This window comes from Staphylococcus sp. GDY8P57P, from assembly GCF_017892585.1.
Taxonomy (GTDB): Bacteria; Bacillota; Bacilli; order Staphylococcales; family Staphylococcaceae; genus Staphylococcus; species Staphylococcus borealis.
Genome location: NZ_JAESLK010000033.1, coordinates 1 through 26,899, shown reverse-complemented (window position 1 = coordinate 26,899; position 26,899 = coordinate 1). Strand labels below are relative to the sequence as shown.

At 34.1% G+C, this 26,899-nt stretch carries 26 protein-coding genes and 1 pseudogene; 9 read left to right on the top strand and 18 right to left on the bottom strand.

What is annotated here, in order from left to right; genetic code table 11:
- Positions 1-161: 161 nt before the first annotated feature.
- Both KA878_RS10570 and pta read right to left on the bottom strand, forming a co-directional pair.
- Positions 162-1,004 carry a lipoate--protein ligase family protein gene (locus tag KA878_RS10570; protein WP_193839702.1) on the bottom strand — a complete coding sequence of 281 codons (843 nt, stop codon included), beginning with the start codon at positions 1,002-1,004 and terminating at the stop codon, positions 162-164.
- Positions 1,004-1,993 (bottom strand): phosphate acetyltransferase, encoded by a 990-nt coding sequence (gene pta / locus KA878_RS10565; RefSeq protein WP_053031388.1) that lies wholly within the window; start codon positions 1,991-1,993, stop codon positions 1,004-1,006. Before pta ends, KA878_RS10570 begins: the two co-directional genes overlap by 1 nt.
- Before the next feature lie 174 nt (positions 1,994-2,167).
- Between pta and hemQ the strand changes: the two genes are divergently transcribed.
- The 3 genes from hemQ to KA878_RS10550 all read left to right on the top strand — a co-directional run bounded on the left by hemQ (position 2,168) and on the right by KA878_RS10550 (position 5,023).
- On the top strand, positions 2,168-2,917 hold the full coding sequence (gene hemQ / locus KA878_RS10560; RefSeq protein ID WP_193839703.1) for a hydrogen peroxide-dependent heme synthase: 750 nt from the start codon (positions 2,168-2,170) through the stop codon (positions 2,915-2,917).
- 873 nt (positions 2,918-3,790) lie between these two features.
- Entirely contained in the window at positions 3,791-4,558 is a 768-nt protein-coding gene (locus KA878_RS10555; RefSeq protein WP_053031384.1) for a threonine/serine exporter family protein, read from the top strand.
- A gap of 12 nt (positions 4,559-4,570) precedes the next feature.
- Positions 4,571-5,023: a threonine/serine exporter family protein gene (locus KA878_RS10550; RefSeq protein ID WP_053031382.1), complete on the top strand. Its 453-nt coding sequence runs from the start codon at positions 4,571-4,573 to the stop codon at positions 5,021-5,023.
- A gap of 202 nt (positions 5,024-5,225) precedes the next feature.
- Here KA878_RS10550 and KA878_RS10545 read toward each other — a convergent pair whose 3' ends face one another.
- The 4 genes from KA878_RS10545 to KA878_RS10530 form a co-directional block, all read right to left on the bottom strand.
- Positions 5,226-6,707 carry an APC family permease gene (locus tag KA878_RS10545; RefSeq protein WP_053031380.1) on the bottom strand — a complete coding sequence of 494 codons (1,482 nt, stop codon included), beginning with the start codon at positions 6,705-6,707 and terminating at the stop codon, positions 5,226-5,228.
- A gap of 126 nt (positions 6,708-6,833) precedes the next feature.
- Positions 6,834-7,202 carry a DUF423 domain-containing protein gene (locus tag KA878_RS10540; protein WP_161632370.1) on the bottom strand — a complete coding sequence of 123 codons (369 nt, stop codon included), beginning with the start codon at positions 7,200-7,202 and terminating at the stop codon, positions 6,834-6,836.
- A gap of 27 nt (positions 7,203-7,229) precedes the next feature.
- Positions 7,230-7,613 carry a DUF5327 family protein gene (locus tag KA878_RS10535; protein WP_193839704.1) on the bottom strand — a complete coding sequence of 128 codons (384 nt, stop codon included), beginning with the start codon at positions 7,611-7,613 and terminating at the stop codon, positions 7,230-7,232.
- Positions 7,614-8,273, bottom strand: coding sequence for a uracil-DNA glycosylase (locus KA878_RS10530; protein ID WP_053031374.1), 660 nt, complete (start codon positions 8,271-8,273; stop codon positions 7,614-7,616).
- A gap of 139 nt (positions 8,274-8,412) precedes the next feature.
- Here KA878_RS10530 and thiD point away from each other — a divergent pair, with 139 nt between their 5' ends.
- Positions 8,413-9,243, top strand: coding sequence for a bifunctional hydroxymethylpyrimidine kinase/phosphomethylpyrimidine kinase (gene thiD / locus KA878_RS10525; protein ID WP_193839705.1), 831 nt, complete (start codon positions 8,413-8,415; stop codon positions 9,241-9,243).
- 251 nt (positions 9,244-9,494) lie between these two features.
- Positions 9,495-9,665: a C1q-binding complement inhibitor VraX gene (gene vraX / locus KA878_RS10520; protein WP_046309718.1), complete on the top strand. Its 171-nt coding sequence runs from the start codon at positions 9,495-9,497 to the stop codon at positions 9,663-9,665.
- Positions 9,666-9,990: 325 nt separating this feature from the next.
- Here vraX and KA878_RS10515 read toward each other — a convergent pair whose 3' ends face one another.
- The 9 genes from KA878_RS10515 to hxlA all read right to left on the bottom strand — a co-directional run bounded on the left by KA878_RS10515 (position 9,991) and on the right by hxlA (position 19,635).
- Entirely contained in the window at positions 9,991-11,397 is a 1,407-nt protein-coding gene (locus tag KA878_RS10515) for an MFS transporter (protein WP_070854321.1), read from the bottom strand.
- Positions 11,398-11,590: 193 nt separating this feature from the next.
- Entirely contained in the window at positions 11,591-11,851 is a 261-nt protein-coding gene (locus KA878_RS10510) for a hypothetical protein (RefSeq protein ID WP_193839706.1), read from the bottom strand.
- On the bottom strand, positions 11,841-12,221 hold the full coding sequence (locus tag KA878_RS10505) for a protein VraC (protein WP_193839707.1): 381 nt from the start codon (positions 12,219-12,221) through the stop codon (positions 11,841-11,843). Before KA878_RS10505 ends, KA878_RS10510 begins: the two co-directional genes overlap by 11 nt.
- Positions 12,190-13,335 (bottom strand): thiolase family protein, encoded by a 1,146-nt coding sequence (locus KA878_RS10500; protein WP_193839708.1) that lies wholly within the window; start codon positions 13,333-13,335, stop codon positions 12,190-12,192. The genes KA878_RS10505 and KA878_RS10500 overlap by 32 nt, the downstream gene beginning before the upstream one ends.
- A complete protein-coding gene (locus KA878_RS10495) occupies positions 13,332-14,717 on the bottom strand; it encodes a long-chain fatty acid--CoA ligase (protein WP_193839709.1) in 1,386 nt (461 codons plus the stop codon). Before KA878_RS10495 ends, KA878_RS10500 begins: the two co-directional genes overlap by 4 nt.
- A 169-nt stretch (positions 14,718-14,886) precedes the next feature.
- The gene (locus tag KA878_RS14375) at positions 14,887-16,995 is read right to left on the bottom strand and encodes a CapA family protein (RefSeq protein WP_245336754.1); all 2,109 of its coding nucleotides are present in this window, start codon (positions 16,993-16,995) and stop codon (positions 14,887-14,889) included.
- Positions 16,996-17,018: 23 nt separating this feature from the next.
- Entirely contained in the window at positions 17,019-18,176 is a 1,158-nt protein-coding gene (locus KA878_RS14370) for a Mur ligase family protein (protein WP_228480693.1), read from the bottom strand.
- Positions 18,177-18,451: 275 nt separating this feature from the next.
- Positions 18,452-19,000, bottom strand: coding sequence for a 6-phospho-3-hexuloisomerase (gene hxlB, locus KA878_RS10485; RefSeq protein WP_193839710.1), 549 nt, complete (start codon positions 18,998-19,000; stop codon positions 18,452-18,454).
- Positions 19,001-19,002: 2 nt separating this feature from the next.
- Positions 19,003-19,635 carry a 3-hexulose-6-phosphate synthase gene (gene hxlA, locus KA878_RS10480; RefSeq protein ID WP_053031358.1) on the bottom strand — a complete coding sequence of 211 codons (633 nt, stop codon included), beginning with the start codon at positions 19,633-19,635 and terminating at the stop codon, positions 19,003-19,005.
- Positions 19,636-19,904: 269 nt separating this feature from the next.
- On the opposite strand from hxlA, the gene KA878_RS10475 reads away from it, so the two are divergent.
- The 3 genes from KA878_RS10475 to folE2 are packed head-to-tail and all read left to right on the top strand — an operon-like array spanning position 19,905 to position 21,838.
- Positions 19,905-20,267, top strand: a complete 363-nt coding sequence (locus KA878_RS10475; RefSeq protein WP_174841478.1) for a YojF family protein — start codon at positions 19,905-19,907, stop codon at positions 20,265-20,267.
- Positions 20,268-20,280: 13 nt separating this feature from the next.
- A complete protein-coding gene (bshB2, locus tag KA878_RS10470) occupies positions 20,281-20,946 on the top strand; it encodes a bacillithiol biosynthesis deacetylase BshB2 (protein WP_193839711.1) in 666 nt (221 codons plus the stop codon).
- Positions 20,947-20,959: 13 nt separating this feature from the next.
- Positions 20,960-21,838 (top strand): GTP cyclohydrolase FolE2, encoded by an 879-nt coding sequence (gene folE2, locus KA878_RS10465; RefSeq protein ID WP_053031353.1) that lies wholly within the window; start codon positions 20,960-20,962, stop codon positions 21,836-21,838.
- A gap of 73 nt (positions 21,839-21,911) precedes the next feature.
- On the opposite strand, the gene KA878_RS10460 is transcribed toward folE2, so the two are convergent.
- Positions 21,912-23,213, bottom strand: coding sequence for an MFS transporter (locus KA878_RS10460; protein ID WP_193839712.1), 1,302 nt, complete (start codon positions 23,211-23,213; stop codon positions 21,912-21,914).
- 250 nt (positions 23,214-23,463) lie between these two features.
- Here KA878_RS10460 and KA878_RS10455 point away from each other — a divergent pair.
- Positions 23,464-24,604 (top strand): annotated as a pseudogene (locus tag KA878_RS10455) (IS3 family transposase).
- Positions 24,605-24,790: 186 nt separating this feature from the next.
- Here the strand turns inward: KA878_RS10455 and KA878_RS10450 are convergent.
- Both KA878_RS10450 and KA878_RS10445 read right to left on the bottom strand, forming a co-directional pair.
- Complete coding sequence (locus KA878_RS10450; RefSeq protein ID WP_193839713.1) at positions 24,791-26,407, bottom strand: prenyltransferase/squalene oxidase repeat-containing protein; 1,617 nt, start codon at positions 26,405-26,407, stop codon at positions 24,791-24,793.
- A gap of 124 nt (positions 26,408-26,531) precedes the next feature.
- Positions 26,532-26,899: LPXTG cell wall anchor domain-containing protein (locus KA878_RS10445; RefSeq protein WP_210142157.1), on the bottom strand; the 368-nt coding region annotated here is incomplete at its 5' end.

Below are 26,899 nucleotides of genomic sequence, written 5' to 3'. Positions count from 1 at the left end.
AAAAAGTAATAGGAATATAGCAATTTATAATAAATTTGATATATAATTCCACTAAACTTTACATTTATTCAAATGAAAAGGAGACTTTCTAAACTATATAAAAGTAATAGAAAGTCTCCTTTAACTGTATCAAATTTTTTATTTTAAAAGTTGTTTCACGCTTAATTTTCTTCTATTGAACGATTCATCTTCTCATTACGATCTATCATTCTGTCGAAATAACCTTCATAACGTGACCATTCATCTTCTGTGATGGGATCCATATTCAGATTACCACCTAAATCTTTAATCGCATGCAATAGTTGAAACATCACATCTTGCACTTTAATGTCTCGTCCAAGGAGTGTTTCAAGTGATGCCATACATTCAGGTTGAATATCTGGATATTTAAATTTAGTTACTTCACCTTTTAGCGCATGTTCATAAAAGACTCGCATCATTTCTGCACGTTCTGAACCTGAACCTTCAACGCAAAGGTATATTTGAACTGCAATACCACCTCGAACACGTCGTTGTGAAATACCGGCAAACTTTTTACCGTCTATGCTTAAGTCGAATTTACCTGGGCAGTATGAATGCTCAATTTCACGTGTATCAATCTCTACATTTTCATTTTCGAACATTTTACAAATCAATAAGTACATCACTGTAAATGCTTCATCAATGGTCGTTTCAGTTTGACCTTTGAAAATAAGAGAAATATTTAACACACCCTGATCTAACACAACGCCAAGGCCACCTGAGTTTCTCACAATGGCATTATAACCAATGTCATCCGTTAAATATCGAATACCATCTTTAAGAAATGGCAAGCGAGAATCATGGATACCAAGAATAACTGTATGTTGGTGGATCCACGTTCTAACCACGTTGCATGATAAATCTTTACCTACACTTTCTGAAAACGTATCGTCAAAAGCAAATGATTGCATTGGCGCTAAACCAGATGAATGATCTACATAGCGCCAATCAATATCATTAAAGTACTTGCTTGCTAAATCCATTATTGTAATGTTTGAGCAGCTGTAATGATTGATAATTTATAAACGTCTTCAGTTGAGCAACCGCGTGATAAGTCGTTAACAGGTGAGTTTAAACCTTGTAATACAGGACCAACTGCGTCAAATCCACCTAAACGTTGCGCAATTTTGTATCCAATGTTACCAGCTTCTAAGCTTGGGAATACAAAGACATTTGCATTACCTTGGATTTTAGCACCTGGTGCTTTTTTCTCTGCTACTGAAGGTACAATGGCAGCATCAAATTGGAATTCACCATCAATGACAACATCTGTTAAGCCTTCAGATTCTACTTTTTCTTGAGCTAATTTAACTGCATTTGCAACTTTATCAACATCGTCAGATTTAGCTGAACCTTTAGTTGAGAAACTTAACATCGCAACACGTGGGTCCATGCCGAAACTTTTAGCTGATTTCGCACTTTCAACAGCGATTTCTGCTAAATCAGATGATTCTAATGTTGGATTGATTGCACAGTCACCAAATACATATTGTTGGTCATCTTTAATCATAAAGAAGATACCAGAAGTTTTAGATACGCCTGGTTTTGTTTTAATGATTTGTAATGCAGGGCGAACAGTATCTCCAGTTGAATGCGCAGCACCACTTACTAATCCGTCAGCATGACCAGCATAAACTAACATTGTACCGAAATAGTTAACGTTATTTAATAATTCTTCAGCTTGTTCTTCAGTCGCTTTACCTTTACGGCGTTCAACGAATGATTTAACTAATTCTGGTTTGAGTTCACTTGTAGATGGATTGATAATTTCGATATCTGAAACATCTAATCCTTTGTCTTTAGCTAATAAATTAATTTTGTCATAGTCACCTAAAACGACAGGTGTTACATAGTCAGTTGCTTGTAATTGTGTAGCAGCTGTTAACACACGCTCATCTTCACCCTCAGGTAATACGATTTTGACATTTTTTCCTGAAAGTTTCTCTTGTAATACATCTAATAAACTAGACATAATGCCCTCCTAAATAATTTCATAATAATATTTTGCAACCTAATTATACTGTATTTGTATTGATATTTCCATTTCACTAATTTGTAATCATTTAAGTATGTTTACTAATTCTCTTTATGATAAAATTTAGTCTGTATTAAACAATAATAATCAATTTTCGAAGGAGCGATACACATGAGTGAAGCAGCTGAAACTTTAGATGGTTGGTACAGTCTTCATTTATTCTATGCTGTTGATTGGGCAACATTCAGACTAGTGCCTGAGGACGAACGTGAAGCAATGATTGATGAATTCAAGACATTCATTAACGATAAAGCTAGCGCCAGAGAACAACAAGCCGGTGACTATGCACTATATAATATTACTGGTCAAAAAGCCGACATATTATTATGGTATTTACGTCCGGAAATGAAAGAATTAAATGAGATTGAGAATGAATTCAATAAACTTCGTATTGCTGATTTCTTAATTCAAACTTACTCATACGTATCAGTTATTGAATTAGGTAATTATCTAGCAGGTAAATCGGATGAAGATCCATATCAAAATCCACATATTAGAGCAAGATTATATCCTGAATTACCTAGAACAGAATATATTTGTTTTTACCCAATGGATAAACGTCGTAACGAAACTTACAACTGGTATATGTTACCAATGGAAGAACGTAAAAAATTAATGTATAACCATGGTATGATTGGTCGACAATATGCAGGTAAAATCAAACAATTTATCACTGGATCAGTTGGTTTCGATGACTTTGAATGGGGTGTAACGCTATTCTCAGACGATGTACTACAATTCAAGAAGATTGTATATGAAATGCGTTTTGACGAAACAACCGCTAGATATGGTGAATTTGGTGGGTTCTACATTGGTCATATCTTAACAACAGATGATTTCGAACACTTCTTCGCTATTTAATCTATTGTTAAGTCATTTTATTACTTGTTTATGTATAACTTGTTGAGGCTGAGACATAAATAATATAATGTAGCTATTTTGCAAATTCGCAGTAGCTGACTGAACTGAGAAGGCGCTTAAATCATGCTTTTCTCAGTTCTAGTCATCCTTGCGGGAGTGGGACGACGAATTCAAATGAATTCTGTCCCGCTCCCAACTTCTTATTTATTAAAGATAGAACTCCGTTTTAAATACTCCCATTAACATTATGATATCGAACTGAAATATTCACTATGATTCGTCTAATCATAGTTTAATCGACGACCATTTAGGGAAATACTATAGTCTAGTAAAGTCGTGCACAAGTCCACAATAAAAACAACCTGAGACACATGCGATGTCTCAGGCTATTATAGTGTAGTATGCGTTTTGGGAGAACTTAATTACTACTCTGAACATTAACAATCATGGTCATATTGTCGCTACCCAATATGACTCATAAATTGCTAACTAATTATTATTTAACCAAATTGTAATATTTTGAAACATTATAGAATGAGTTTCTATATCGTTTTCAGTTTAAAAATATTGCAACTTTATACTATTTTGATTAATATACACGCTTTGATTTATCTCGACTACTTTAATGGTATACTGTCTTCATTGTGCAGAATGGCGTATGCGTTGTAGTCATTGAATGCCAACTTACTTTTTAGTAAATCTCCTAACGACATACATTCAATAATGCCTTCACGCATGTTTATAACAACTTACTATAAACGTATGACTTTAAATGAATTAGTAGTTTTAATATGACAACATAAGTTTAAATAGCTTTAATATCTCAGATTGATTGACTATAATTATGAATACATCTTAACGAATGGTGATGAAATGGATAATACACAAATACATGAAAATGCAGATGAAAAATTAATCAAAGACGTCGTCATGATGGCTGGACGTATATTATTAGAATCGGGTGCAGAAGGAACACGTGTTGAAGATACGATGACTCGTATTGCGCGTAAACTTGGCTATTCTGAAAGTAATAGCTTTGTCACTAATACTGTCATTCAATTTACATTACACAACGAATCTTATCCTCGAATTTTTAGAATTAACTCACGTGATACCAATCTCATTAAAATTTCACAAACAAACGAAATTTCACGTTTAATAACTAAAGGTGCTATTACACTTGAAGAAGCTAAACTAAAGCTTGAAAATATATATGTTGCTAAACGAGATAGTAGCTTATTATTTAAAGGGATTGCTGCGGCTATTATCGCGATTAGTTTCTTGTACTTACAAGATGGTAAACTGATCGATGTTATCACAGCACTATTAGCCGGTGGCTTAGGCTATCTTGTCGTTGAAATTTTAGATAGACGCTTACATGCGCAATTCATTCCAGAATTTCTAGGATCGCTTGTTATCGGTATTATATCGGTACTGGGACATCACTTATTACCTACCGGAGACCTCGCAACCATAATTATCGCCTCTGTTATGCCAATCGTTCCCGGGGTGCTTATAACCAATGCCATACAAGACTTATTTGGTGGCCATATGCTTATGTTTACAACGAAATCCTTAGAAGCACTTGTCACCGCTTTTGGTATTGGCGCTGGCGTTGGCTCAGTATTAATTTTAGTTTAGGAGTGGGAATGAATGTTTTGGATATTAAACTTAATTTTTAGTTATACCGCTTCACTATTTTTCTGTGTGATCTTCGACGCACCTAGAAAGCTCTATCTTTCATGTGGGTTTGTAGGTGCCTGTGGTTGGATGGTTTACATTCTCTTCTTTCAAGGGTTAAATGTACATACCATTTATTCAAGTTTCTTTGGTAGTTTAGCACTAGGTTTAATTAGTCATTATATGGCTCGTACAAAGAGAGAGCCGGCAATTATCTTCATGGTACCTGGCATCATTCCACTTGTTCCAGGTGGCCTTGCATTTGATGCAACTAAAAACTTGGTGCTATTAGACTTTAGTAAAGCGATTAATACAATGCTTGAAGTCACACTGATTGCAGGTGCCATTGCACTTGGCTTATTATTTGCAGACCAAATTTCTAAAATTATATTATCTGGATTTGCAAGAACACGAAAAAGAATTTAACGTCTTTGATTATATTTATGATATTAGAAGGGAGTGGGACAGAATTCTTTTAAATTCGTCGTCCCACCCCCGCAAGGATGACTAGAACTGAGAAAAGCTTGATTAAAGCGCCTTCTCAGTTCAGTCAGCTACTGCGAATTTGCAAACTAGCTTCATTATATTATTTATGTCCCGCGCTTTTTAAATTGAACGTTTTTTCACTCTATGATTTATAGGTATCGTCTACCATATCCTCAACTTCTTTTTCAGAACGATTTAAAATTAATCGACTTAATTCATCACTATCTATGTTCTTTAATTTAGGATAGCGAATCACAAAGAAAATCAATCCTATCACTAGCCATCCGCCTAACGCAATATAAGACGGCATTGACAGTGACGCCGGTGAACCAGGAACTAATAATAATAAAAGGAAGATAAACGATACAATCGAACCTAAAATGGCAAATGTCTTATAGACAGGCCCATACGTATTGCTTTCTTTATTAAAGCTAAATAACTTAGCAGCAGATAAACATGTAATAAAATAAGCAATCGATACACCTGTTGACGACATATCAACAATCCATGTTAATGCCGTACGACCTAACCAAGGCGCAATTAAAGTTACAGCTACTAAAAAGATAATCGCAATATAAGGCGTTTTATACTTAGAATGTAATTTACTAAACGCAGTTGGCATAATTCCAGAACGCCCCATCGAGAAGAGTAATCGACTGGCACTCATTAAGAAGCCATTTAAACCTGTAAAAATACCCATAATAATCGCTATAGCTAATACACCTAAACCAATGTAACCAAAGGCCGTTTGTGTTGCTGCACCTGTCACCCATAAATTACCATTTAAACTTGCACTATTCGTACTTAACCAACCTGTATATAAAATCATAACGACATAAGTTAATGACGCTGCAAGCAAACTATAAACAATTAATTTAAACGTCTTATTTGGTGAAAAGTTAAATTCCTCCGCAGTTTGGGGAATGTTGTCAAACCCAACATAAGCCCATGGCGCTACCGCCACAATCATAATAATAGATGTAAACCATCCAGTACTTGGATTGGCTAATGGTTGTAAATTATTAAAATCAAAATTATTACCAAAGAATGAGCCGAAGAACATCAGTAAAACAACGATGACCATAGCTACACAAAAGTAATATTGTAATGAACCAGATACACTTGCACCACGAATGGCTACAAACATAAACACAAGTAACAATACTGTTGCAATAATGATTTCAGTTATGTAAACATCCCATCCTGCAATCGTGTATAACCGCCCATTATTAAGCAAATCAGGAAGTAGAAATTTCACTAATAAACTAAACGCAGTCGCATTAAGTGCAACCACACATACATAGCCAAATGTTAGAAACCATGACGAGAAGAAACTAACATATCTTCCGAAACTTAAATAACTAAATGCAAAGGCGCCCCCTGAAACTGGAAATCGCTCTACTAAAGCGCCATAACTCACTGCAATAAGTATCATTAATAATGCACCAATAACGATACCGATAGATGCCGCAATTGGCCCAGATTGCTTAATCCAATCTCCAGGTAAAATGAAGGCACCCCAACCAATACATGAACCATAAGCAATCGCCCAGACAAATTTTTCAGAGAGGTTCTGTTTCAAATCGCCTCGATCTATATTCTGATTTTTATTATTTTTGCTCATAAAATAAACTCACCTCAAGTATGCTATATACCCCAAAGGTGAGTTATTCAATCTATAGTATTGATACAATATAAGTGTTTATCTACTTAAATTCAATCACATAAAGGCTTTAAATCATATTAAATCTTACCCTACAAATTTAAATGTAGAAATGATCAGCATAAGCCAACCTGCAATAAATAATACGCCACCAATAGGTGTAATCGCTCCTAAAATGCGGATTTGTGTTAAAGCTAGAATATATAATGAACCACTAAAGAACACGACACCTAGAAAGAGTAGCCAGCCTGCCCAATTCACATTAATAGATGTTGTACCGCTAATCACGCCAATAATGATTAATCCTAATCCATGGTACATTTGATAATTTACCGCTTTTTCCCAAACTGACATATATTTATCTGATAATTTACCTTCAAGTCCGTGCGCACCAAACGCCCCAGTACCAACTGACATCATCGTACATAACGCACCTAGTATTATAAACAATTTCATCATATCTCTTCATTCTCCTTATTCAGTTTAAAAATCAAATATGGATTCCCCATTACCGATTTCATCGTCCGTGATCATCGTATTAGACGGTAAGTGATTATTCTGTGTCGATTTCATGGTATTTGGAACTGTTCCACCCATCGCTTCGATTTCTGCAGCTGTCACTTTAGATTTATCTTGTGACGTTGATGTATTGGAACTTTGATTTACCTTTGAAAATGACGGCGTCACCGTATTGGTAAAATCTTGACTTTGCGTCTTAGAAGACACCGACTTACTGTCACCATTGGCATAGATCGACGTTAGTGTATGGATTGCATACATATGTTTCTCAAATTGTTGCGCATTCGTCGCCTCATCAGCTTGCACTAATTCCTGTTCAATCAACTGAATTACTTGTGCTTTATTCATTTAAACCTCCCCATTCTCACACCAATTTATAGGTGTTTTACCTTTACTTATTAAATAATCATTCGCCTTTGAATATGGTTTAGAACCAAAAAATCCGCGATACGCCGATAAAGGACTTGGATGTGGTGATTTAATAATATAATGTTTGGATGTATCAATTAATTTAATCTTCTGTTGTGCAGGTTTCCCCCATAATATGAACACAACATCCTCACGTTGTTTCGAAATCGCTTGAATGACTTCATCTGTAAATGTTTCCCATCCAATATCTTTATGAGAATGTGCTTCGCCTTGTCGTACCGTTAAAACGGTGTTGAGTAATAAGACGCCTTCGCGTGCCCAATCTTGTAAATGGGGTGATGTTCTGTGACATCCAATATCATCTTCTAATTCTTGGTACATATTTCTTAATGATGGTGGGAACTTAGCATTGGGTTGTACCGAGAACGCTAAACCATGCGCTTGATTTGGACCATGATAAGGATCTTGACCTAATATCACTACTTTTACATTTTCAAATGGTGTTAAATCAAAGGCTTGATAAATATTTTCTCTATCTGGGTAGACAATTTGCGTCGTATATTCTTTTTCTAAAAAATCATGCATCTCTGTAAAATCGTGTCGTTCCGTAATATCGTGAAATATTTCTGACCATTCCATCGCTTTCACCTCAAGCCATATTTTAACATAATGCGCACCTTATAAGTTATTGATTTCATCCATTACTTCAAGCTAGCACGTTGTCCGATAAACATGCTATGATTAGACATAGATTAGAAATTGTCGGGAGTGAATGTACATGGCTTTAAAAAAAGTATTAACAATTGCAGGTTCAGATACAAGTGCGGGCGCTGGTATGCAAGCTGACCTTAAAACATTTCAAGAATTAGACACATACGGCATGGTCGCTTTAACTGCTGTTGTAACGATGGATAAAGAAACTTGGTCACATGATGTGACACCTCTTCCAATGGATTTATTCGAAAAACAATTAGAAACAGTAATTTCAATTGGTCCAGATGCAGTTAAAACAGGCATGTTAGGTACACAAGAAATCATTAAACGTGCTGGTGAAGCATTTGAACAATCAGGTGCACAATATTTCGTAGTCGACCCTGTTATGGTATGTAAAGGGGAAGATGAAGTACTTAACCCAGGAAATACTGACGCAATGATCGAACATTTATTACCTAAAGCAACTGTTGTCACACCTAACTTATTTGAAGCTGGTCAACTTTCTGGTTTAGGTAAATTAACTTCTATTGAAGACATGAAAAAAGCAGCAGAAATCATCTTCAATCAAGGTGCACAACACGTTATTATTAAAGGTGGTAAAGCATTAGATCAAGATAAATCTTACGACTTATACTATGATGGCAACACATTCTATCAATTAACTACAGACATGTTCCAACAAAGCTATAACCACGGTGCAGGTTGTACGTTTGCAGCTGCTACAACAGCATACCTAGCAAATGGCAAATCACCTAAAGAAGCTGTGATTAGTGCGAAAGCATTTGTTGCTTCAGCAATTAAAAACGGTTGGAAAATGAACGACTTCGTAGGTCCTGTAGATCACGGCGCATATAACCGCGTTGAACACATCGATGTAGAGGTAACAGAAGTATAATAGTAAACACTTAATTTTTATTAACTCAAACTAACCTCCTCAATAAAGTCTTTTTTAAGATCATTTATTGAGGAGGTATTTTTATTAAAGTCATTCACATTAATTTAGGCTTATTATAAATTCTAGGTATTAAGTCGTAGAAAGTGATAGGCTATACGTTGTATCCAAAGTTGGTACCTTGGGCTCATGTTTTTATTTTAAAATTGCTTTACTATATTAAGTGTAGAGAGACAAAGGAGGAATTACACATCATGATTATCTACAAGCAAAATATAGAGAATGGTATCCCAATGTACGAAATCATTACGAAAACCTTCAAGACAATTACGGTAAAATTTGATGAAACGTTTAACAAGAATGAAATCTATAAATTGCTCTCTCTACTAGAAAATGACCTTGATAACATGAAACTAAGTTATTAAGTCATTTGTACAACACGAAGTACAGTAAAAGTGTTTTCCAAATTGAGAATTCAAACAGATGAATTATTCCCAAAATTGACTTAAAAGTTCTTATGCCCCCTAATACTATTGAGTAACTTTAAAAGTCATTAATCATTCCTAAACTCACCTTATTTAAATAGCGTCAATGTTAGACAAGGATTGTCCCCCCTTGGAAGCTTAGAGCGTATCTTTAAGCTTTACTAACATTGACGCTATATTTTTGGGCATGTGCTTTTCCGTTGCAATCTGAATAAATCATAAAACGCATTGATGCACGTTTGCATCAATGCGTTATGTGATTTTACTATGCGTTTTTATTTTTCTTAGTCTTAATCCACCATAATGCTTTTTTAGGATTTGATTCATAAAATTGTAAATCTTTTTTATTATCAACATTAGGATAAGATCCTTTAAGTGATTTACCGGCAGTGCTTACATGTAGAACTGCAATCACAATAAAGCCGATAATACTAATTGCTGTTAAATAATACGCTGGTGCGTAAATATTACCAGTTGATTCAACTAACCATGAGTTCACTAAAGGTGTCGTACCTCCGAATAATGAAACGGAAACGTTAAACGTTACCGCCAATGTTCGATATCTAATATGTGTATAGAACATTGTTGGTAATGAACCAGGCATTGTTGCTTCATATGTTGATAAGAAGAAACCTAAAATAAACACACCAAGGATAATAAATGGTAATGATTGCGTATTTAATAAACTAAACGCAACGATACTTAATAATGTCAGACCACCAGTACCAATTAAGAATACCTTCTTCTCACCAATTTTATCTGCTAATTTACCGAAGAATAAAGCTAATGGAATCATAATTGCCATAACACAAGTAATTAATACACTTGTTGTCGTTTGGTCAATCTTAACAATTTGTCCTAAGTATGTCGGTAAGTAGGCAGTCACTGTATAGTTAGTTACATTGAAGAAGACAACTGCTACGAAACATACTAAGATATCTTTAAAGTAATAACGAATAATTGTAAAGAATCCTATATCGTCACGTTCTGGTGCTTGTACATCATTTTCATAAATTGGAGATTCTTCTAACTTACGACGTAAATACAGTCCAAATAAACCAAGGAATAATCCTAAGATAAATGGAATTCTCCAACCCCAAGCTTCCATTTGTGCATCACTTAAGAAGAAGCTTAATAATGCAATCATAATAGAAGCAGCAATATAACCCGATAGTGTACCAATTTCAAGACCACTACCTAAACTATTACGTTTTTTATCTGGTGAAATTTCAGCAATGTAAGTCATCGCACCTGCATATTCCCCACCAGTAGAGAAACCTTGTAACACTCTAGCAAGTAGCAAGAGCGCTGGTGCCCATAAGCCTATCGCATCATAGTTTGGTAAAATACCAATCGTTAATGTTGATAAAGCCATTAAAATAATTGTTGTAGTTAATACAACTTTACGTCCATATTTGTCACCAATAATACCAAATACGATCCCGCCTATTGGTCGTAATAGGAACGCAATTGCTAATGCGGCAAATGTAAATATTTGTTGAATTTGTGGGTTCTGTACCGGTGAAAAGAAATTCGCACCGATATACGCTGTAGTGTACGCATAGACACCAAAGTCGAACCATTCCATGGCGTTACCAATACCTGTAGCAAACACTGTTTTCTTCGCTGTTTGCCCATCGACCATGTTAATTCTATCTTTTTTAAAATCCATGACCTGTAACACTCCTTTTGTTTATGTTACATAATTATACAGACCTAATGAATGTTGTCAAATTACTAAAAATTATATTAATTTCAAAAATACAATATTATTCATATTACAGAATTTAACAATATTCTTATGTACACGCTTTCAAAATTTTAATAAAAGCAAAAAAAGTTATAATTAGAAAATAATATTTTTATCAATTTCTAATTATAACTAGTTTTACCCCACCTGATTTATTCGAAACAATAATTTTATTCTTTCCAACAACTTCAAATACCACAAACTCATTGATACCAATGCTTTCAAGGTATTTAATTTTATATTTATCCCAGTGTTGATCTAACATTGAAAATACCTTTTCAACGATGAGCTGTCCTGGTACAATATCGCTATGAATTGGATTTTCATCATCAACAATTTTTAAATATTCGTCTACCAACTCCTTATTAAAAACCATATATTCCCTCCCCAGAAATAAATGTTTGTTCGATAATCATACAAGTTTTATTATTTTTATTAATTTCTAATTTAAAGATAAAACGGTTAAATTGTTTTATTTTATCACAACTTTTATACGTTAAATATGCACAATATTGCATGTCACTTTCTAAATTTTCAAATTTCTCAACATTAGTACGGACTAGTCGTATCGGCTTCCCCTTGAAAACTTGGAACATTTTAAATTTAGGCCATAGTTTAGCACACATTAATGGTGGAACGATGCCACCATACGCCATACCAATTACATTACAATAACGACGCACATCATGCTCATGAAATTCAATTGTTATCCTTTCACTGGTTCCACTTTTCAAAGAGAATTGCATTACCCATACCTCCTCCTATGCCCATCGTAGTAATTCCTAACTGCCACTTAGGCAAGTTTAATAGTCTAGCAACTAATGCTGCGCCACTTGCACCATATGGGTGTCCTGTAGCAATCGCACCACCCCATTGATTTACCTTCTCTATACATGCATGCAACTCATTTATGGATGCAAGTACTTGTGAACTAAAGGCTTCGTTAAGTTCAATCGCTTGGATATCTTCAATATTTAATTGCTGTTTCTTTAATAATTGTGAAACTGCAGGTACTGGTCCAATTCCTAGTAACGTTGGATCCACACCTGTTGTAACAGCATCTTTAAACACCATGCCATATTTCAAGCCTAATGCTATAGCTGTTTCTTTATCCATTATTAAAGCTAGCCCAGCACCATCATTCTTCATACAGCTATTTCCAACTGTTACTGTACCATTCGATATAAGCGGTCTTAATCGTTGCAAACGTGATTCAGTTAACGTTGGTTTCAAACTTTCATCTTTACACAACCACTTCCCCTTAACCTTTAAAGGGAGAATTTCACATTGTATATCACCATTATTAAAATGTGTTGTTGCCAATCGATGACTTCGTGCCGCAAATGCATCTTGATGCTGCCGAGAGATATTATAATGTTGCGCCACGTTCTCAGCTGCTTCAATCATGCTTGGATCTTGCCCTTCAGGTGCAAATGATGCGCGCTCATAAAATTGTGGCAACTGTGATTCATATACTGACTGAGGGCGTTTCATCTTCCAAGGCGCACGACTTGTACTTTCTACACCCCCTGCGATATACACGCGTCCAGCTCCACATTGCACCATTCGACACGCATAGATGATGCTTTCAAGTCCCGAACCACATTGTCGGTCCACTGTAACACCCGGAATAGTATGCTTTAAGCCAGACTCTAGTACTGCCTTTCTAGCAATATTGCCACCATTGCCTACCACATTGCCTAATACTACATCATCCACTTGATCTATAATTTCTGGAAAACTTGCCTTGATATTTTGAAAAAGTGGCACCAATAAGGCTTCAGGTTCTAAATGCTTCAACATGCCTCCGTATTTACCAAATGGTGTCCGCTTAGCCCACACAATAACTGCTTCTCTCACGATTTAAATGCCCCCTTTAAATAAAGTGCTTGTACTTTACGCCGTGCTACCTTGCCGCTATTCGTAAAAGGCAGTTTACTGACTTTCACAATCTTAGATGGTATTTCATACCTTGATAACGTTTGTTGTAAATAATGTTTCAACGTTGCATATGTGAGTGCTCGATCTCCGAGATAGATTAATACAGCAATTTCACCAAACTGACGATGTGGTTCACCAATAACAACCGCTTCTTCAATTCCATCTAATAATTTTACTTGTTGCTCTATCACACTGGGATATATATTTTTACCTCCAATAATAAGGCGATCACTTTGGCGACTCACTAAATAGAGATACTTATCTTTTACATAGGCGTAATCACCTGTCTCTATCCAACTTTGAGGTTGCACCACTCCAGCATTAACATAGCCTGAATAAGTCATATTACTTTGAACCTTTAACAATCCAATGTGTCGTTCATCTTGTTCTTTAAGTTGAATTGAAACATTCGAAAACACCTGTCCGACCGAATGCGTTGGCGCTGTTTGATTAAAGTTATATGTAATAAAGCTTGCTTCCGATGTTCCAAAGAACTCAATGATGTTGGCGTGTTCATACTGTTGTGTCACTGCTTTAAACAATGGTTCTGATAATTTCGAACCACTACACAATATAGATGTAATACATGTTAATTTCGATTCAGTAGTTAATAATTGATGTAACATTGTTGGCACAAGAAATAACGCTATATTGGAATATTGTTGCCTTAATATTGGTATCAAGCGATATGTGTTAAATTGTCTTTGTCCAATAAATGTTCTTCCCGAATAAAGCGCGTAGATGCAAGTGTACAATGATAATGAATGCGCGAGTGGACCAGGCGCAACTAAAATTTTTTCCTGGTTAAGTAATAATGCTTCATTTTCTTTAAATGATGCAATCCATGAAAGTTCATTTCGATAATATGCCTTAGGTAGCCCTGTAGTTCCTGAGGTGAAGCCAATATGTAGTATATGTTCTACCTTCGCTTGTTCATTTATATATTGATCATATGTCCCATACGATACAGTCGGTTTAAAGTTGGCGATAGCTGTGGCGATATATTCAATGTGATACGTCTCTATGAGTTCATCAATTGTTGCTTGCGTCCACTTGACATCTATAAAGCACGGCAAACCGCCCATCATTAAAACAATAAAATAATTAGTCATATTCGTTATAGGCGAGTCACTCAACAAGCCTACCCTACATCCACTTTGAAACATTGGCAACGTCAACGTGTAGTCGCATATATTTTGGTATAACGTCTCATAACTTAATCTTTCATCATCAATTTGAAGCGCAATAGACTGTGGTTGTACTTGAGCGTAATATTCAAGTCGCTTTAAAATTTCTAGCATCATATGACCTCTTTCGACCTTTAATGTTAACTTATTTTTATATTATGTTAACATTTATTCAAGTTAAATTCTCTTATATTTAAATGAAAATTTGTATTGCGCTATAAATCACACTATAAAAAACCTTCCAAAATTGCATAAGGAAGGTTAATAAAATTTAAAAGCTAATTTAATTAATTTTTAATGGTACTTCAAAGTAAAAATGATCATCTCGACCATTAATGATATCTAGCTTTCCACTATATTGCTCCAACATTTTTCTACAATGATTAAATTCTAATTCAGTAAGAAAGCGTGGTTGCCAGAACGTTTCTAGATTATTCCCATAAATCGGATATAGCTTTAGTTTCAATTGATTATTAGAACTTATAATTAATTGTGCTATAAAACTATATGGTGGTACATATCTTTGGTCATATTCCCCATTACTATTAAATACACCATTACCAATACTATACACTACAGTCGTATCATTTATATATTCAATTTTTTGCATCATATGTGCGCCGTGGCCAATAATTAGGTCTACCCCAGCCTGTTGCAACATTTTTGCATATTCTCGTTGTTTAGCATGAACACTCCCGAAATCGACACCCCAATGTGCGATAACAATCACTTTGGATCCACTATCTTTCATTTCACGAATTTTTTCATATAAGAAGGGATTTAAACATGCTACTCCAGGTTCATTACCTATTGCATAAAAATCATATTCACGATGCATTGGTCGTCTATACCAATATGCATTAAATATCGCATAATTTTGATTGTTAACTATAATATTAAATGGTTTCTCTGCTTCATTCTGATTTATAGCTGCACCAATTGTTGAAATTCCATTTAAATTAAAATGATTCACTGTACGTTCTAACCCTTCTACACCACAATCCATTAAATGATTATTGGCTAACGTAGCTAATTGTATATTTTCTTTTTTTAGTGTTTCAACTGTATGTACTTCAGAAGCATTTAAAACAAATGGCTTTCTTTGTTTCAGATAATCGTTTTTATCGTCGGAAATTGCTGCTTCGAAATTACAAACATTAAAATCTCCTTTTTCTAAAATGTCACGAATACCCTCAAAACTGTAATGTCGATTTTTCAATGTTAAGGCGTCATCAATACCTTTACGTCGACGTCTTTCTGTATAAAATTCTCCGAAATATGTGTCACCTATGATATTGATGGTATATGGTGTATCCCGATTTTCACTAATTGTTTCACTTTCTGAAGATTGTAGTCCATTTTGAGTAACTTGCATAATGGAATTGTAAATCAATGCATCTCGGTGGAACGCATCTCGCGCCCCAATAACTACAGTTATATACTCTTCACCATCGATTTTTGATAATATTGCTCCTATTGAATGTTCTTGTCCATAAAAAATCCCATGTGAAGCAATTCCATAACTAAATAAATTTGATTCTGATTTATAAAGTTTATTTTTAAATACATAATTATTTCTTGATAAAATATCTTTAATGAATGGATATTTATTAAAGAGTAATTTACTTGCTAAATATAAATCCTCTAGCGTTAAATGCTGACGTTTACCTTTAATACGTCTACCAGTAATATTAAGCGCACTTTCTGAATGAGCACCAATCATTTGTGCAGATTTTTTAATTACTTCTAAACTTTCTTTATTCGAACCTTTAACAGTATTTGCCAACATCAAAATTGCATTAGGAGAAGATGTAACAATTGCAGCAGACAATAAATCATTTAAAGTAATTTCATCATTTTGCTTCAAGGGAATCGCTCTAGAATTTAAACTTTCTCTAATTGCTTGTCTATCGGGCTTATAAGTTTGATGCAACTCTAGTTGATTGGCAAAGATTAAATCTAAGATATGATTAATTAACAATATTCCGCCAATTCCTTGATTTTGAACTACATCTTGTTTACCGATACTTGCAACTTTTATTCCTGACTTAACATTATATGTAGCAACACCATAACCATTACTAGGTATTGTATTTGTTAACTTAAACTGTACTCCATTTGTTGTATATGAAATAATTTTACTCTTAACATTCTTAAAATCACTATTTCTAACAGAACCTTTAATTAAAACTAAGTCATCATTCTGAATGATATTAGCAACTTCAATTGCTAATTGATCTGCATTTTCATAATAACCTCCAATAATTTCTTTAGGTAATTTTTTCATAGCATATTTCATTTCTTTACCATGACCAAATACAATGTCAATATTTGCTTTAATGAGTTCATCGGCTATAAGTTCATGTTGTCTTTTAGCTTCTTGTGGATCCAAACCTATAATTCGTCCTAATACCGCTATCGTTTTACCTTTGTAAAATTTAGACTTTTTTTCAATACTCGAATACCTTCAAGTATAGAGATTCCCATAGCATTCCAAGCATCGTTAATTAATGTAAAATTATCGCCACTCTTTGTGGTATATTCCTCAAAATTCTGTACCCCCATATTAGGCTTATATTGTTCTAAACGAGAAAGTACACTTTGACAAGATATTCCTAACAGTTTAATGATTGTTAATGCACCTACAATGTTTTGAATCATTGCTTCTCCTGACAATTGTGTATCGAATGATATGTTTTCTCCCATAATATAAGCATCTACGTGTGAATGGAATTTAAATTCTTCATATCTTATTACATAAGCATCTGAATCCTTATTAAAACCATAAGTAATAATATTTTTATTGTATTGTTTTACTGTCTGAACAACAGTTTCATACTCATTCATATCTCGATTAACCACTACATTCCCTAAATGATTCATTCCTTCAGCAATTTTTGATTTTAATACTGCTATTTCATGAGCATTTTTCTCCTGCCCACCATCAATCGATGTAATCATTGCAATATCTGGAACGAATGTCTTAGCAATCCCACCATTTCTCATCCATAAACTTGACACTGCAACTTCTAATACTAAATAGTCTGGTTGATTTATAGCATTTGCAATAGTTAGAGGAACTCCAGTTCTAGTGTTATGATTACCTCTTGTCGCATTAACAGAATAATTTTCACTTAATAACTCTTTTAATAAAGATTTACAAGTAGATTTACCTGCTGTTCCAGTAATTTCAATCGTTTTCCCCTTAAATACTTCGTAAGAAAATTGCCCTAACTTGCGTATCGCACTATATGTATCATTCATGATGAATTGCGGAATATTCTCATTTAAATCTTCAATAGGACGGCGTGCAATAACACCACTCATATACGTCTCATATTCTTTCAAATTTTGATGTGTATCATTCCAACCTGCATAAATCCCAGTATTTCCAGAACCTCTGTGCCAAGTCTCTGAATCTATCGCTATAAATAGTGTTTTATAGCCATCATGACTATAATTCTTTATTTGTTGTTTATTAATATCAATATTATCTACATACCATCCATCTTGGGGTTTTCGATACCAATATCCTTCTAATAACTGTTCAATTAACTTTTTATTATATACCATTTCCCTCATCCTATCGCCTTTAGTAATGATTCATTATCTATTGTTAAAAATCACATTAAATTCATTTCATTCTTTAGTTAATTAAAACTAATTTTTATAAGTATTTTACATAGTTGATATTAAAATTAATATTTAAATATATACATAATACACTATTTATTATATATACTTGTTACATTCATTTGTAGCTAAATTTCTAAACTCTTTTTAATATTCCTATTTATATAAAAATAGGACTGAGACATTTTTTAATATCCCAGTCCTCAAATATTTATTTATTCTAAATTAGCATGATTATTTTGCATTTCTTCTTCATTAATATTAAAGGTTTCCATCAATCCTAATACAACACTATCTAAGAATAATAATGAGGATTGTTCAAATAAACTGCCTAGCGGTTGTTCAGAACCTTCAACATCATATTTTGTACCTGCAGGTAATTCAATAACTGTTTCCGCTAAGTCGCCAATCGGAGAATCAGGGTTTGTTGTTAATAATACAACTTTAGCACCTACTGATTGTGCCTTTTCAGCTAATAAACGTAAATGCTCAGTTGAACCTGACCCAGACAAAATCACAAACAAGTCATGTTCTCTAATAGATGGCGTTGTTGATTCACCTACGACAAATGCGTCTTTACCTAATTGATTCAATCGCATTGCGAAACTATTCGCCATAAAACCTGAACGCCCTTTGCCGGCAGTGAATATTCTTTGCGCACCATTCACATCATTAGCAAAACGATCATACTGTTCGTCTTGTACGTGTGATAATGTACGGTCTAATTCTTCAAGAATTAATTTATAATTTGTAAATTGAGACATGCTTATTTACCTTCAATCGCTTCACGACATTGTTTTGCTGCTTCAACAGGGTCATCTGCATTAGCAATACCGCCACCAACAATGACTAAATCAGGGTTTTCTGCTACGATGTCTTTAATTGTTTCTGGTTTAATACCGCCAGCTACTGCTACTTTAGAATTCTTAATTACAGATTTAACAGTGCGTAAGCTATCTAATGGAGATTGACCTTCAGCTTGTAAGTCATAACCCGTGTGTACTGCAATATAGTCAGCACCCATTTCATCTAATTCTTTCGCACGTTTTTCTAAATCTTGAACTGCAATCATATCAACTAATAATTGTTTGTCATGTTTATGCGCTTCTTCAACTGCTGCTTTAATTGAAGCGTCTTCAGCTACACCTAAGATGGTAACTACATCTGCACCAAATTTAATGGCTTGGCTTACTTCGTAGTCTGCTGCATCCATAATTTTAAGGTCTGCTAACACTTTAGCATTATTAATATTTTCATTTAAATGTTGAACTGCCGGTAAACCTTCATTGATAACAATTGGTGTACCAATTTCTACGATATCTACATATTCCTCAACTTTTTTAGCTAACTCTGCTGCTTCCTCTTTATTTAATAAATCGATTGCTAATTGTAATTCCAATGCAAACATCCTTTCGTAACTAAAGTCATATATCTTCAGTTCTTAGTTTTATCTTTCACATTTATTAGTCTACCCGTCTTCTATCTTTTTAAACGATATAACTTCATCAAACTTTTATCTTATTTTTTATAAAAGCCCTTACAGTAATTCAACTATTTAAAGGTATAATTACCATTTTTTCTGAATAAATTGAGCAGAGATGTACAATTAGTCCCATCTTTTTAGTAAAATAAATAGATAAACATATTGTATGGTTGCAAGGAGTGAAAGTGTTGGAACCCATTAACGCTGAAGAAGTACAACAATTATTAACATCATTCGAAAATAAACCTGTATACCTACACGTTGAAACGACTAATGGTGCGTATGCGAACCATTTCGATCAACGTGTCTTTAATGCGGGAACTTTTTTAAGGAATATACAAGTCACGTATGAACATGCACAACTTAAAGGTGGAGAGAAAGACCCTTATAGAGTTGGTCTAAAACTCCGCGATGGTGGTTGGGTTTACGTTCAAGGGCTAACGCATTATGAAATCAATGACAACAATGAATTTTTAATCGCAGGATTTAACTACGAAGGACAATTGGCTGCCACAATCGAAATCAGTGAAAAGCCATTTACAGTATAGAGGAGGTTTATTCATGAAAGATGAAAGACACGTGTTAATGATATTTCCACACCCTGATGATGAGACCTTCTCATCAGCTGGAACGATTGCCAGTTATATCGATAAGGGCATCCCTGTCACTTACGCATGCCTAACATTAGGACAAATGGGACGTAATTTAGGTAATCCTCCTTTTGCAACTAGAGAATCACTACCTGATATTCGCGAGCGTGAATTAGAAGAAGCCATGAAAATCATTGGCATCACTGATTTACGTAAAATGGGGTTACGTGATAAAACAGTTGAATTTGAGCCTCATGAACAAATGGATGACATGGTAAAAAATTTGATTGAAGAAACCAATCCATCAGTGATTATTTCTTTCTATCCTAAATTTGCCGTACATCCCGATCATGAAGCAACAGCCGAGGCTGTAGTAAGAACCGTAGGACAAATGCCTAAGGATGAACGACCACGATTACAACTTGTAGCGTTTAGTAATGATGCACCAGACATACTAGGCGAACCAGATATATTAAATGACATTCGTGCATATCGAGATTTAAAATTGAAAGCTTTCGAAGCACATGCATCTCAAACTGGTCCATTTTTAAAACAATTAGCAAGTCCAGAAGTCGGTGGCGAAACGCAAAATTTCTTAGACGTCGAACCATATTGGACATATCACTTTGAATCTTAAGGGGAGGTAAACAATGACTGAATTTGATTTATCTACACGTGAGGGTCGTTGGAAACACTTTGGCTCAGTTGACCCAATCGAAGGTACTAAACCAACAACTAAAAATGAAATGACTGACTTACAAAGCACACATAAAAATTTCTTATTTGAAATTGAAGAAGTCGGTATTAAAAACTTAATTTATCCTGTGAACATCGATCGCTTCCAAACAGCGGGGCGCTTTAGCTTCTCAACGAGTTTAAATAAGGATGAAAAAGGAATTAATATGAGCCGTATTCTAGAAAGCGTGGAGAAACATTATAACAACGGCTTAGAATTAAATTTCGATACACTTTATCAGGTATTACGTACATTACAAACGAATATGAAACAGAATTCAGCAGGTGTTGATGTTTCAGGTAAATGGTTCTTTGACCGCTTCAGTCCAGTTACAAATATTAAAGCAGTAGGCAATGCCGATGTAACTTATGGTTTAGCTATTGAACAAGACCAAATTACACGTAAAGAAATTACAATTGAAGCAACTGTAACAACGTTATGCCCTTGTTCAAAAGAAATCAGTGAATATTCTGCACATAATCAACGTGGCGTTGTCACTGTTAAAGTTTATTTAGATAAAAATAATCAAGTGCTAGACGATTATAAAGAGCGAATTTTAGATGCTATGGAAGCAAATGCAAGTTCAATATTATACCCTATCTTAAAACGTCCGGATGAGAAGCGTGTGACAGAACGTGCTTATGAAAATCCACGTTTCGTCGAAGATTTAATTCGTCTAATTGCTGCTGACTTAGTAGAATTTGATTGGATAGAAGGCTTTGATATTGAATGTCGTAATGAAGAATCTATCCACCAACATGATGCATTCGCGAAATTAAAATATAGAAAATAATTGACATATATAAACAAACATGGCAGTTGCCACACGTTCGAGTGTGATAACTGCCATGTTTTATGTTTATATATTATTGCTTCGCCATTTTCTTTTCACCTGGTTTAACAAAGCACATAGCTACAACACTGATTAGTGATGCTATAACCGCTGACACAAACATAGAAGTGTAACCATAACTTGCGACAAGGTACCCTGTTAATGTCGGTGCGATAACAGTCGCTGAGTTAACAAAGAAGTGTGTTATACCACCATAAGTACCTGTCTTATTCGGTGCAGTATCGATAATTACAGACCAGTACACACCATTAGGTAAGAAAATGAAGGCATTTCCTATCATCATTAGAAGCATAATTGCGACAATACTATGTGTAAATGGAATGATTAAGAAACAAATTGCTGCACAAATCATGCCAGCGATCGCAAAATATGAACGGGCGATACGTAAATTCCCCGTTTTATGACGTAACCAGTCAGATATATGACCGCCAAAATAAATCGTGAAACATGCTCCAATCCACGGCACCATACCTAAATACCAAAGTGAATGAATTTCAAAATGATACTCATCTTGTAGATACTTTGGTGTCCAAGTTAAAATTAAAAAGTTAACATATTGGAAACCAAAATACCCAAACATATTACCAACCAATGTCGGACTTTTAAAGAAATGGTACCACTTTTCATCCTTAATATCTTCCGTTTCAACTGTCTTTTCTACATTTAAACTATCTTCCGTCGAACGAATTTCTTTCAATTCTGCTTCGGAAACACGCTTATTATCTTCGGGATAATCAGTAAATACAAATGCCCAAATGACTACCCATACTAAGCCTAATGCACCTAAAATCATGAATAATAATCTCCAGCTCGCAATCGTCAAGAAACCAGAAACAATCGGAGCAGTAATTAATGCACCAAGCGGCACGCCTATAAGTCCAAGTGCTGATAATAATCCACGTTCTTTAGGCGCAGCCCAGTTCGCGTTTGTCTTACTAATAATTGAGAATACCGGACCCTCTGCAACACCAAATAGTACTCTAAGCAATCCAAACCCTACTAACGCTGAACCTCCGAAAATTGCCATACCTATCTCTCCAGCATATGCCATTCCCATTTCAGCTATTGACCATGCTGTACCAGCGATAATCCAAACAAACTTTGGCCCCTTCTTATCAGCTGTTAATCCACCAATCAGTGATCCAAGCATATAGCCATAACCAAAGTAGCCTAGAATTTTACCCCAAGCGATTGTATCAAAGCCATATTCACTGATAATATCCTTTTGTGCGTATGAAATCGCGCCCCTGTCAATGTAATTAATCATTGTCATAATAATGATCATCGTAATAATAAAGTATCTGTATTTCTTCATTTCAGCCCCCACCCTTTGTAAGAAAAATTACTTTACTATGATATTTTATCATATTTTTTGTAAGCGTTATCACAAGGGCTTGAATAAATGAAAATTAAATATTTCTTGTTTATTGGCAATATTATCTTTGGTTATAATTAAAGCAATTTCTTTATTTGGAGAAAATGGGCTGACCCCAATTAGTGGGAATTATATAAAAACATTTTCGTTGAATTCATATTAAAATGAATCATACGGAGGTGTTTTTTCTATGAAAAGAGTATCTTATTCAGTAGAAACAAAGTATAAAGCAGTTGAAATGAAAATAGCTGGTTTTTCGACAAAAGAAATTATGAAAGAATTAAATATTAAAAATAGAACACAAGTGGAAACTTGGTGGCGATGGTATCGAAATGATGAAAGTTATAGATTTTCACAACACATTGGAAAACAATATACCTACGGTAAAGGATTAGAGGAATTATCAGAAGTAGAACGATTAAAATTAGAAAATAAGAGAAAAGATATAGAATTGGATATTTTAAAAAAGTACAAGGCATTGGAAAGGAAGTGGTACCAGCAGTAATCATAGATTTAGTGGAGCAATTAAAAGTAAAATATTCAATCAAATTGATACTAGAAGTATTAAACATATCTAAATCAACATATTACCGATGGAAAAACAAAACCCATAAAAATGATACCGTAACACAAAAAGTCATTGAATTATGTGAAGCTAATCACTATACATACGGTTATCGTAAGATTACAGCTTTGATTAATCAGTGTTATACATCACCAATTAATCATAAGAGAGTACAGAGAATTATGCAGGAGCATCAATTGAACTGCCGAGTTAGACCTAAAAAGACGACAAGAATAGGTAAACCATATTATAAAACAGACAATTTATTACAAAGACAATTTAAAGCGAGTCGTCCCATGGAAGTATTAACAACCGATATTACTTATTTACCATTTGGTCATTCTATGTTGTATTTATCTTCGATAATGGATATTTATAACGGAGAAATTGTAGCGTATAAAATAGGTGATAAACAAGACCAAAGTTTAGTTAATGATACATTAAATCAGATCGATATACCTGAGGATTGTATATTACATAGTGATCAAGGTAGTGTTTATACATCCTATGCTTATTATCAATTATGCGAAGAAAAAGGCATTATCAGAAGTATGTCCCGAAAGGGAACACCTGCCGATAACGCCCCGATAGAAGTTTCCATTCCTCACTAAAGTCTGAAACTTTCTACATAAACAATGAGCTTAATAGCCCTAATCACATTGTAATAGATATTGTCGAAAAGTACATTAAAAACTATAATAATAATCGAATTCAACAAAAACTAGGCTACTTATCCCCTGTAAAATACAGAGAATTAGCAGCCTAGAGCATAGTGTTTTTATTAAGTTCCCATTTAAGGGGTTCAGTGCCAAAAATACGCAGTCTTTTTGTTTTTTACAAATTTATAGATTGTCTCAAAATCATCTATTTCATTTGTTTCGCCATTATGAGCACCCTTTAACTCTCCACCTATAATATGATAAATATTTCCAATTGTTAGCATAATCACTACCTACCCTTTGAATGCCTTTTGGTACTGTACATACCCTGATAGATAATGCTCAATATCATCAATACGGACACGATAACCATGGTGTTTAATAAAGAAACTTCCTAAAATTCTAGATGGATTTTTAAAGTACATTGCAGTTTCAGGGTAAAAGAAGCCAACTCTTTGATAATCTGCTCTAATATCAATAACTTCTTTTAAATATTGCTCATCTATCAAATGATTTACTAATTCCCCATAACCAGTTTCTTTGGCTTTTTGTACTAATCTATAAGTAGCCATTAACATTTCCAAGAATGTTGGGAAAGTAGTTTCACGATTTTTAATATAATCTAGATACGTATTCACATTTTTTATACCAAATTCAAAATATTTTTCTTGAGGGTTAATTTGAATTAATTCATTTGTACAATAACCTAGCCAACGATCATGATATTGCCAATATTTCTTCTCAATGAAACGATTCATTAAATTTTCTACAGTTTTCAACCATACTTTATTATTATCTCTTTGATATAGTCTCAACAGAGCAAGCGCAGCTTCACCATCATAATAAATAATTCTGAATTTCTCTTTTACGCTTAAATCAGGATAATTCAATAAGTGCGTCGTTTCATACGTATCTTCATCAATCATTGAAAGAATACCTTTCGCTACTTTTTGAGCAGCTTCAAGATATTTAGGATTATTCTCATATTTTAAATATTCACATATAGCGAATATAAATGAAGCATTTTGCCCTAATTTAATTTCATTAGCATCTTCCGTATCATCATAGATATATGCTTTATCTTCAACTTCAAGTAATTGATTTGAAATAACATAATCAATTGCCTTTTCAACAGGTTGTAAACTTTTGCCTAAATAGGCTAATCCTTCTATTAACGCATATGTAGAAGATGAATGTCTTAAAATATTGTAAAATCCAATTTCATTATCAAAATGTGGGAAATATCCATAAATATACTTACCATTATCTAACAACATATTCTGTAAAAAATTAGTGCTACTTTCAATTAATTGATCAATTTCATTCTCTAAATGGTCTACTTTTCTTAAACCTTTTCTATAACCGTTGCTGTATAGTTCATATACTTTCTCATTACCTATGAAGAAACCATGTGTATAAAATTTAACAACTTCTTTTTCATTATAAAATTCACTAGAAAATGCCTTTTTATTAGTCGTATATTTACGTAAATAATTATTAATATTTTTTTCAGAAAGAAATAATTCTTTAGTAGAATTATCTGGTCGAACAAAAGCATTCGCATTAATTTCTTCAGGTAACACTGCTAGATTCCATTGACTATCAAATGCTATACCAAAATCCACATAATTACGTCTTGTATTAATCAATTCTTTTTTTAATTCTTTAAATAGAACTTTTTCTGTTGACGTAACAATATCTAATTTAATCCACTCTGGAAACTGACCTGTCTTCTTTTTAAATTTAAGTGCTAATTTCGAAATATCTTGCTTAAGATAATTAGTTTTTTTGATTAATTTAACTTGGGCTTTGATGTTAGGTTTACCCAAACTTATAAAAACATAATTATTAATTTCGCTTTTATCATTTACTTCGGTTAATAAATTTTCTAATTTATATTCAAAATCCATAGTTTCCTCCTTATTTATAAATATTTATCCTATTTCCATTAATTTATATCATAGTATTTAAAATAAAACCAGGCCATAGAAGGCCTGGTTTTAAATTTCATTGTGTAAATATGAAGTCTACCTATTATTTTTCTTCATTATTTTTGTTTTTACGACGTCTGCCCACTAAGAATAATCCACCAAGTGTAGCGAATAATGAACCAAATAATGTGCCATTAGTTTGATTTTCATTACCAGTATCAGGCAATTCTTTACTATTTGATTTATCTGCTTTGTCATTATGATCTTTATCGGCATCAGCATCACTGTCGGCATCGCTATCTGCGTCGGCGTCGGCATCTGCATCGGCGTCAGCGTCGGCATCAGAATCGGCATCCGCATCAGAATCGGCATCGGCGTCAGCGTCGGCATCAGAATCGGCATCGGCGTCGGCATCAGTATCGGCGTCGGCGTCGGCATCAGAATCGGCATCGGCGTCAGCGTCGGCATCGG

What these genes read in the sequence shown, in the direction of transcription:
- KA878_RS10495 (WP_193839709.1), bottom strand. Translation starts at nt 14,717, where the DNA reads ATGCTAGAAATTTTAAAGCGACTTGAATATTACGCTCAAGTACAACCA.
- pta (WP_053031388.1), bottom strand. Translation starts at nt 1,993, where the DNA reads ATGTCTAGTTTATTAGATGTATTACAAGAGAAACTTTCAGGAAAAAAT.
- thiD (WP_193839705.1), top strand. Translation starts at nt 8,413, where the DNA reads ATGGCTTTAAAAAAAGTATTAACAATTGCAGGTTCAGATACAAGTGCG.
- hxlB (WP_193839710.1), bottom strand. Translation starts at nt 19,000, where the DNA reads ATGTCTCAATTTACAAATTATAAATTAATTCTTGAAGAATTAGACCGT.
- KA878_RS10535 (WP_193839704.1), bottom strand. Translation starts at nt 7,613, where the DNA reads ATGAATAAAGCACAAGTAATTCAGTTGATTGAACAGGAATTAGTGCAA.
- KA878_RS10545 (WP_053031380.1), bottom strand. Translation starts at nt 6,707, where the DNA reads ATGAGCAAAAATAATAAAAATCAGAATATAGATCGAGGCGATTTGAAA.
- vraX (WP_046309718.1), top strand. Translation starts at nt 9,495, where the DNA reads ATGATTATCTACAAGCAAAATATAGAGAATGGTATCCCAATGTACGAA.
- bshB2 (WP_193839711.1), top strand. Translation starts at nt 20,281, where the DNA reads ATGAAAGATGAAAGACACGTGTTAATGATATTTCCACACCCTGATGAT.
- KA878_RS10460 (WP_193839712.1), bottom strand. Translation starts at nt 23,213, where the DNA reads ATGAAGAAATACAGATACTTTATTATTACGATGATCATTATTATGACA.
- KA878_RS10510 (WP_193839706.1), bottom strand. Translation starts at nt 11,851, where the DNA reads ATGGTTTTTAATAAGGAGTTGGTAGACGAATATTTAAAAATTGTTGAT.
- hemQ (WP_193839703.1), top strand. Translation starts at nt 2,168, where the DNA reads ATGAGTGAAGCAGCTGAAACTTTAGATGGTTGGTACAGTCTTCATTTA.
- KA878_RS10515 (WP_070854321.1), bottom strand. Translation starts at nt 11,397, where the DNA reads ATGGATTTTAAAAAAGATAGAATTAACATGGTCGATGGGCAAACAGCG.
- KA878_RS10555 (WP_053031384.1), top strand. Translation starts at nt 3,791, where the DNA reads ATGGATAATACACAAATACATGAAAATGCAGATGAAAAATTAATCAAA.
- KA878_RS14370 (WP_228480693.1), bottom strand. Translation starts at nt 18,176, where the DNA reads ATGGTATATAATAAAAAGTTAATTGAACAGTTATTAGAAGGATATTGG.
- KA878_RS10570 (WP_193839702.1), bottom strand. Translation starts at nt 1,004, where the DNA reads ATGGATTTAGCAAGCAAGTACTTTAATGATATTGATTGGCGCTATGTA.
- folE2 (WP_053031353.1), top strand. Translation starts at nt 20,960, where the DNA reads ATGACTGAATTTGATTTATCTACACGTGAGGGTCGTTGGAAACACTTT.
- KA878_RS10550 (WP_053031382.1), top strand. Translation starts at nt 4,571, where the DNA reads ATGTTTTGGATATTAAACTTAATTTTTAGTTATACCGCTTCACTATTT.
- KA878_RS10530 (WP_053031374.1), bottom strand. Translation starts at nt 8,273, where the DNA reads ATGGAATGGTCAGAAATATTTCACGATATTACGGAACGACACGATTTT.
- KA878_RS10450 (WP_193839713.1), bottom strand. Translation starts at nt 26,407, where the DNA reads ATGGATTTTGAATATAAATTAGAAAATTTATTAACCGAAGTAAATGAT.
- KA878_RS10505 (WP_193839707.1), bottom strand. Translation starts at nt 12,221, where the DNA reads ATGCAATTCTCTTTGAAAAGTGGAACCAGTGAAAGGATAACAATTGAA.
- KA878_RS10540 (WP_161632370.1), bottom strand. Translation starts at nt 7,202, where the DNA reads ATGAAATTGTTTATAATACTAGGTGCGTTATGTACGATGATGTCAGTT.